The 7,448-nt window shown below is 66.3% G+C and carries 7 protein-coding genes; 2 read left to right on the forward strand and 5 right to left on the reverse strand.

The window, feature by feature from the left end:
• Positions 1-8: 8 nt before the first annotated feature.
• On the reverse strand, positions 9-326 hold the full coding sequence (locus tag B1818_RS23550; protein ID WP_058252957.1) for a hypothetical protein: 318 nt from the start codon (positions 324-326) through the stop codon (positions 9-11).
• 235 nt (positions 327-561) lie between these two features.
• Here B1818_RS23550 and B1818_RS23555 point away from each other — a divergent pair, with 235 nt between their 5' ends.
• Positions 562-1,512, forward strand: a complete 951-nt coding sequence (locus B1818_RS23555) for a M56 family metallopeptidase (RefSeq protein ID WP_005179979.1) — start codon at positions 562-564, stop codon at positions 1,510-1,512.
• Positions 1,513-1,540: 28 nt separating this feature from the next.
• Here B1818_RS23555 and B1818_RS23560 read toward each other — a convergent pair whose 3' ends face one another.
• A complete protein-coding gene (locus tag B1818_RS23560; protein ID WP_078114157.1) occupies positions 1,541-2,194 on the reverse strand; it encodes a DUF305 domain-containing protein in 654 nt (217 codons plus the stop codon).
• A gap of 269 nt (positions 2,195-2,463) precedes the next feature.
• Between B1818_RS23560 and B1818_RS23565 the strand changes: the two genes are divergently transcribed.
• A complete protein-coding gene (locus B1818_RS23565) occupies positions 2,464-3,399 on the forward strand; it encodes a M23 family metallopeptidase (protein ID WP_005179985.1) in 936 nt (311 codons plus the stop codon).
• A gap of 22 nt (positions 3,400-3,421) precedes the next feature.
• Here the strand turns inward: B1818_RS23565 and B1818_RS23570 are convergent, their stop codons facing one another.
• The 3 genes from B1818_RS23570 to B1818_RS23580 all read right to left on the reverse strand — a co-directional run.
• Positions 3,422-3,769 (reverse strand): metal-sensitive transcriptional regulator, encoded by a 348-nt coding sequence (locus B1818_RS23570; protein WP_005195356.1) that lies wholly within the window; start codon positions 3,767-3,769, stop codon positions 3,422-3,424.
• The gene (locus B1818_RS23575; RefSeq protein ID WP_078114158.1) at positions 3,766-5,928 is read right to left on the reverse strand and encodes a copper-translocating P-type ATPase; all 2,163 of its coding nucleotides are present in this window, start codon (positions 5,926-5,928) and stop codon (positions 3,766-3,768) included. The genes B1818_RS23570 and B1818_RS23575 overlap by 4 nt, the downstream gene beginning before the upstream one ends.
• The coding region (locus B1818_RS23580) for a heavy metal translocating P-type ATPase (RefSeq protein WP_078114159.1) at positions 5,925-7,448 on the reverse strand (1,524 nt) is incomplete at its 5' end. The genes B1818_RS23575 and B1818_RS23580, both read right to left, overlap by 4 nt.

Here is a 7,448-nt window from a genome sequence, read left to right on the forward strand (position 1 = left end):
GGTCGTGGTCACGACTTCTGGATGGGGATGGAAGCCTGCGAAGGTTGTTGGCCGCAATGTCTTTGGAGGACGAGGGAGGCAAGGACCGTACCGAGGTGGTGACGCGCCCCGGCGAGGTCGCCGATCGCAGCGAGGTGGCGGACGAGACCGATGTGTGCGGCGAGGTGGCGGCGTCGGTTCGAGGTGACGCTGAAGTGATGGGCGCGGTGGAAGAACTGGTGGGCCGAGTATGGCGTGGGTGCCCGGTAGACGTCGCGCATGGCATGCAGATACTGACGACGGTGGTCGTCCGGGGGCGAGTGCGTCCCCCTCGGGTTCTCGGTCACAGCGCATCCCTCGAACTAGTACGCGCAGGCTGGGTCAACCCGCGTCATCTAACTACTATAGGGCCTAGTAATTGGCGGCGCGGTGGGTGCTGGAGTTGCGGCGTCACGGACGAGCCCCTGGGGCATACTGGCTGGTGGTGCAGGTGGCGGACCGCCGGGAAGGTGTATTGAGCGTGGGTCTCAGCGAGCACGACGGCGGCCGTCGAGGATCGAGGCGAACGATGGGTGAGCATCCATGAGTGCAGCGGTGGTGTTAGTTGTTGCCGCAGGTGTGCTGGGCTGGCTGTGGCCTCGATGGATGGTTCGGGTGCAGGGCCGTATCGATGCTCGTTGGGTGTTGGTGGCCTGGCCGGCCGCGCAGGTCGTGTTTGCGTTGTTGTGGGTGGGAGCTGTTGTGACGCTGGCGGTTCCCGGTCATTTCGGCATCCATTCGTTGTCTGAGGTGGTGTCGTGTCTGCGGGTGTTGTCACACGGCGCATCCCCGCGGGTGGAAGCGATCTCTGGTGGCGTGCTGGCGGTGGTGACCGTGGCAGCGATTGTCCGAGCGGTGACGATCGCGGTGCGATCGGCGGTGCGGATGCGTGGTGCTCGTGAGGAGTATCTTCAGTCGTTGCGGTTGGTGGGCGCCCGCAGTGAGCGCTATCCCGATGTGTGGTGGCTCGCCGACGGGCGGCCGATGGCGTTTTGTCTGCCGGGCAAGGATGCCGGCATTGCCGCCACGACCGGGTTGCAGGCGGCGTTGTCCGGTGAGGAACTCGATGCCGTCGTTGCTCATGAGCGCGCACACCGGCGGCAACGTCATCACACCGTGGTGTTGGCGGCCCGCGCTCTCGGGCGTGCGTTCCCGCTGATTCCGTTGTTCAGCCGCGCGGGCCGTGAGGTCGCCGGCTTGGTCGAGCAAGCCGCCGATGCCCGCGCGGCCCAGCTGGTGGGTGCGCGGGCGGTCTGCTCGGCGTTGGGAACGTTGGCCCGTTCGGGACCTGTAGCGGGCCCGGTGGGTGTGTTGTCGATCAGCGATTCGTCGTCGGTGGGGCCTCGGTTGAGCCGCTTGGACTCCGGTCACCGGTGCCGGTCGCGACGTCATCATGTGGGTGCTGCCGCGGCGGTGGCTGGTGTGGTGGCGGTGCCGACCACGCTAGCGGTGTCCGGTGTCGTCTCGGCGATGGTGATCGCGATGTGTGTGTAGCCGAGACCGACCCGGGCAGGTCCGACCGCTAGGGGTTGTTGAGAAGCTGCTGCATCCTCGCAATTTCGCTCTCCTGATCAGTGACGATCTGACGTGCCAGAGCGATCGCCTCGGGCGATTGGCCGTCTTGAATCTCGGTCTTGGCCATGGCGATGGCGCCGCGATGGTGTTCGATCATCTGCGTCAGGAACAGGCGCGACGCCTCGGCTCCTTGCGCGTCGCGTAGCTGCTGCATCTGTTCTGGCGACATCATGCCCATCATCGACGGCATCGGGGAGGAACCCGGCGCCATCGACGTACCCATGTCCATGTTGTGTCCCTGGCCCTCGAGTGGGGCTCCCCATTGCTTCAGCCACGACTGCATCTGCTCGATCTCAGGCTGCTGAGCGTCTTTGATCTGCTGGGCCAGACTGACGACCTGGGGGTTGATGTTGTCCTTCTCCAACAGGATGCCGCTCATCATGATCGCCTGGGTGTGGTGCGGGATCATCTGCTGGGCGAACGAGATGTCCGCGCTGTTGTGTTCGGCAGAGGCCGCCGCTGACGATTCGGTACTGACCGTGCTGGTACCCATCCCCGACATCGAGGAATGATCCTCAGTCGAGGTGTCCGAACACGCGGCCACCACTGTCAGAACAGCCGCCGCGGCAGCAACGACGACACCGGTTCGTGTGACTCTCATCGATCTCCTCCTCAAGAGTGATACTTCGCCACCGCCCGGCGGCGCTTCGATAACAATTCTACTAACACCGATAGTAGTTAGTCGCCTGCCCGGCACCCACAAAACGGGCGGTGAACTGCGCAAACAAAGCCACCAATGCCCGATTAGTTCGCTTCGTAGTGGAGCCGCGTGTGACTGGTGGGGCACAAGTGACTTGTGGTGTGATCTCGCGGGTACACGCATGGCACTCGTGCGTGGGTCTACGACGTCCGCGGGAAAGGTCCGACCGCATGCAGATGGTGTTGACATCGCTACGGGTCAAGGCGGGGCAGCAGTGGGGCCCCAAAGCGTTGGGGGTGGCAGCGGCGGTGTGCGTGGGCGTTGCGCCTGTGATTGCCACCGCACCGGCGGCGGCCTCGACCGATGGACATGTGGCCGGGGAGCTGATCGCGATCGTGCAGGACTCGGTGAAGGCCGCTTTGGGTGGTGCCGCGGCTGCGAATTTGGGGAAGCCGATCACGCAGACGGCGTCCTGCCTGGGCGCTCAGGCCCAGTCGGGCAGCGTCGGCGATGCGGGCAGTGCAGCCGCACTGCAGTGCTTCGGCACGTTTTCGCTCATTGATCCGATAGACGGGTTCCGGATCATCGACGCGTTACCGCTGGCTCGGCTGGTAGCCACCCTGATCGCCGCAATCGTGCCGCACGATCCGAACGAGCCGCATGGCCCCCAGCCGCAGGAACCCGGAACGCCGACACCGCTGCTGCCCGGTAGTGGCGGTGCGGTGGCGCCGACTGCGGGCGAGATCACGTCCACCTTCGGTGACGGACGGGGCCATCAGGGCATTGATATCGGCAATGATCTGGGCGCGCCCATTGTCGCGGTAGCTGACGGGGAGGTCATCACCTCCGGACCTGCCGAGGGGTTCGGGTTGTGGATGCGGATCCGGCACGATGACGGCACGATCACCACCTACGGCCACAACGACGAGAATCTGCTCGAGCAGGGCGCGCGAGTACGGATGGGCCAATCGATCGCCACAGTGGGCAACCGTGGGGTCTCGACCGGCCCGCATCTGCATTTCGAGGTTCTCGACCCGACGGGAGTCAACGTCGATCCGGCACAGTGGCTGGCCGATCGCGGGGTGGTTCTGGCGATGGCCGCTGATGCAGACGCCCGCGCGCCGGGGCCGGTGGTGCCGCAGTGGGTCGGCGAACCACGCCTGTGACGAACCCGGCGTGGTGGGTGGCTCAGGAACGAACGAGGCGAGCGATGGCCGCCGAGGCTTCAGCGATCTTCTCCTGCGCCTCGTCCCCGCCGGCGTGGGCGGCATCGAGCACACAGTGGGTGAGATGGTCGTCGAGCAAACCCAGCGCGACCCCCTCCAGCGCCTTGGTCAGCGCCGAAATCTGGGTCAGGATGTCGATGCAGTACTGCTCCTCGTCGACCATCCGATAGATACCTCGGGATTGCCCCTCGATGCGCTTGAGGCGGGCCAGGTATTTGCCCTTATCGCTGATGTAACCGTGGGAAGAGTGTTCCGAGGCAGAGGATTCTTCCGGGGTGGAGGATTGTCCCGGTGCGGACGCAGCGGTCATGGACTCACCTTCTCAATGGATCTCGGTCGGTTGTGCTGCAGTCCACGCACTGTACTCGCGCCTGGCTGCAGGTCGAGTCGGCGTAACAGTTGCGCGTTGAGTGCGACCACGACCGTCGAGGCTGACATCAGAATCGCTCCGACCGACATCGGCAGGACGAACCCGATGGGCGCGAGAATTCCGGCGGCCAGCGGTACAGAGATCAGGTTGTATCCCGCTGCCCACCACAGGTTCTGCTTCATTTTTCGGTAGCTGGCGTCCGACAGCTCGATGACCGACAGCACCGAGCGGGGGTCGTCGCTGGCGAGGATGACCCCGGCCGAGGCGATCGCGACGTCGGTGCCGGCCCCGATCGCGATGCCCACATCGGCCTGGGCCAGGGCGGGGGCGTCGTTGACGCCGTCGCCCACCATCGCCACCTTGCGGCCTTCGTGCTGCAGTTCGGCCACCTTGCTGGCTTTGTCTTCCGGCCGTACACCGGCGAACACCCGATCGATACCGAGGTCGTGAGCGACGGTGTGCGCCACTGCTTCGGCGTCGCCGGTAATCATCACAACCTCGACCCCGCGGGCGTGCAGCACCTCGACGGCTTGGCGGGATTCCCCGCGCACCTCATCAGCAAGTTTGAGAGCTCCAATCAGCTCAGTGTCGCGGGTGACATGCAGGATGATTGCGCCGTCGGCGCGCCAGCGATCAGCGATGGCCAGTTCCTGATGGCCCTGTTCCTCGAGCATGCGGGGCCCGCCCACCCGCACTGTGGCGCCCTCGACGCGAGCGGTCACACCGACCGCCGGTGACGAGGTGAAGTCGGTGGCCGCCGGCACCGGCCGCGCGCGGTCTCCGGCAGCTGCGACAATCGCTCGCGCCAACGGGTGCTCACTGTCGGCTTCGGCGCTGGCGGCCAGGGCGAGCACGGTGTCCTCATCGACGCCGTCGGCGGCCGCGATCTCGATGACCGTGGGCTCACCCTTGGTCAGGGTTCCGGTCTTGTCGAACAGCACCGCATCCACAGTGCGCATGGCCTCAAGTGCCAACCGGTCTTTAACCAGCACGCCGCCGCGGGCGGCGCGTTCGGTGGCAATGGCCACCACCAGGGGGATAGCCAAGCCGAGTGCGTGCGGGCAGGCGATGACCAGCACGGTGATGGTTCGAATCACCGCCTGGTCGGGTTGGCCGATGACCGTCCACACGATGGCGGTGATGATCGCTGAGCCGAGCGCGAACCAGAACAGCAGCGCTGCAGCGGAATCGGCCAGCCGCTGGGCGCGGGAGGTGGAGTTCTGCGCGTCTGCCACCAGGCGCTGAATCCCGGCCAGCGCCGTGTCATCGCCGGTGGCGGTGATCTGGACCCGCAGCCCCGAGTCGGTGGCCACCGTGCCGGCCACCACCTGATCGCCGATGCCGCGGCGCACCGTGCGCGATTCTCCGGTGACCATGGATTCATCGAGCTCGGCCGAGCCGTCTACGACGCGACCGTCGGCCGGCACGCTGGCCCCCGGGCGCACGATCACCACATCTCCGACCTGCAGCTCACTGGGAGCAACCGTGGTGATCTGGTCGCCATCGACGCGTTCGGCCTCATCGGGCAGCAGCGCGGCCAGCGAGTCCAGGGCCGAGGTCGTCTGGGCCAGCGACCGCATCTCGATCCAATGCCCCAACAGCATGATCACGATGAGCAGCGCCAGTTCCCACCAGAAGTCCAGTTCGTGGTGCAACACACCGATGCTCGCACCCCAGGACGCCACGAAGGCCACCGTGATCGCCAAGGCGATCAACAGCATCATTCCCGGTGCACGCGACCGCAGTTCTGAATAGGCGCCTACCAGGAACGGCCGCCCACCCCAGCAGTACATCGCCGTACCCAGCACCGGTGAGACCCACTTCAACACTTCACCATCGGGTAGGTCATAGCCGATGAGCATCGCGAACATGGGCGAAAAGGCCACGACCGGCACAGCCAGGGCCAGCATGATCCAGAACAGCCGCCGGAACTGCCCGACGTGATCACCATGCCCCCCATGCCCAGCGTGATCATGGTCTGCGCGGGCGCGCTCAGCATGGTGATCGTGGTGGTTGTGTGACGCTGCGGCGAGTTGGCCGTGGTGGCGTTCATCGGCGGCGTCGTGACCGACGTGCTCAGGGGAAGAGTGCTCGTTCATGCCGCTACCTTATACCCCTGGGGGGTATACGTCGAGGGGTTGGTGGGTGGAACTGTGGACGATGAGTGGGGCGGGCTGGTGAAGGCGCGCAGCCGCAGGCTGTTGCTGACGACGAACACGCTGGACAACGCCATGGCGGCCCCGGCCAGCATGGGGTTGAGCAGTCCCAGCGCGGCCAGCGGTATCGCGGCGACGTTGTAGGCGAATGCCCAGAACAGGTTCATTTTGATCGTTTTCAGAGTGGTGCGTGCCAAGGCGATCGCGTCGGCGGCAGCGTTGAGGTCGCCGCGGACCAGGGTGATGTCAGCGGCATGCATGGCGGCGTCGGTGCCGGTGCCCATCGCCAGCCCGAGATCGGCGTGGGCCAGGGCAGCGGCGTCGTTGACGCCGTCGCCGATCATGGCCACAACCTTGCCGTCGGATTGCAGGTCGGTGATGACGGCGGCTTTGTCGGCCGGCAAGACGTTAGCGATGACGGTGTCGATACCGACCTCAGCGGCCACGGCATCGGCGACGGTCTGGTTGTCGCCGGTCAACAGGATGGGCGTCATACCCAGTGCGGCGAGCCGGGCGATGGCGTGTGCGCTGGTGGGTTTGATCGCATCGGCGACCGCCAGGACCGCATGGGCGCGGCCGTCCCAGGCGACGAGTACGGCGGTCTGTCCGGCTTCTTCGGCGGCGGTCTGCGCCTCGTTGAGGTGAGGGTCATCCACGGCGATGCCGTGTTCGGCCAGCAGCGTCGGACGCCCGACGGTGACCACACGTCCCTGGACCAGACCGCGCACGCCTCGACCTTCGAAGTTGCGGAAGTCGTCGACCTCGTCGAGCGGCCCGACTTCGGCGGCTGCACCAGCAGCGATGGCGGCCGCGACGGGGTGCTCGGAGGCATTCTCCACCGCCCCCGCGAGGGCGAGCACGTCTTCGCGAGTGGTGGAGGGAGCAGTGGTGACCTGGACGAGTGTCATCTGTCCCGTGGTGACCGTGCCGGTTTTGTCGAGGACAACGGTGTCGACGGTTCGGGTGGATTCCAGGACTTCGGGGCCTTTGATCACGATGCCGAGTTGGGCTCCGCGGCCGGTACCGACCAGAAGTGCGGTCGGGGTGGCCAGTCCCAGAGCGCAGGGGCAGGCGATGATCAGCACAGCGACCGCGGCGGTGAACGCCGCTTGCAGGGGATAGCCGGCGCCGATCCACGCGCCGAGGACAGCGATGGCGACGGCGATGACCACCGGCACGAAGACACTTGAGATCCGGTCGGCCAGTCGCTGGGCGTGGGCTTTGCCGGTCTGGGCGCGTTCGACCATCGCGGCCATTTGCGCGAGTTGGGTGTCCGCTCCCACGCGGGTCGCCCGCACCCGCAGGTGCCCGCCGGCGTTGACCGTTCCGCCGGTCACGGTGTCGGCGGGGGCGACCTGGACTGGCATCGACTCGCCGGTGACCATGCTGGCATCGACTGCCGAGGTGCCGGACACCACCACACCGTCGCTGGCGATCTTCTCGCCGGGGCGCACATTGAACTC

Origin of the sequence: Gordonia sp. IITR100, assembly GCF_002009645.1 — a bacterium.
GTDB lineage: Bacteria > Actinomycetota > Actinomycetes > Mycobacteriales > Mycobacteriaceae > Gordonia > Gordonia hongkongensis.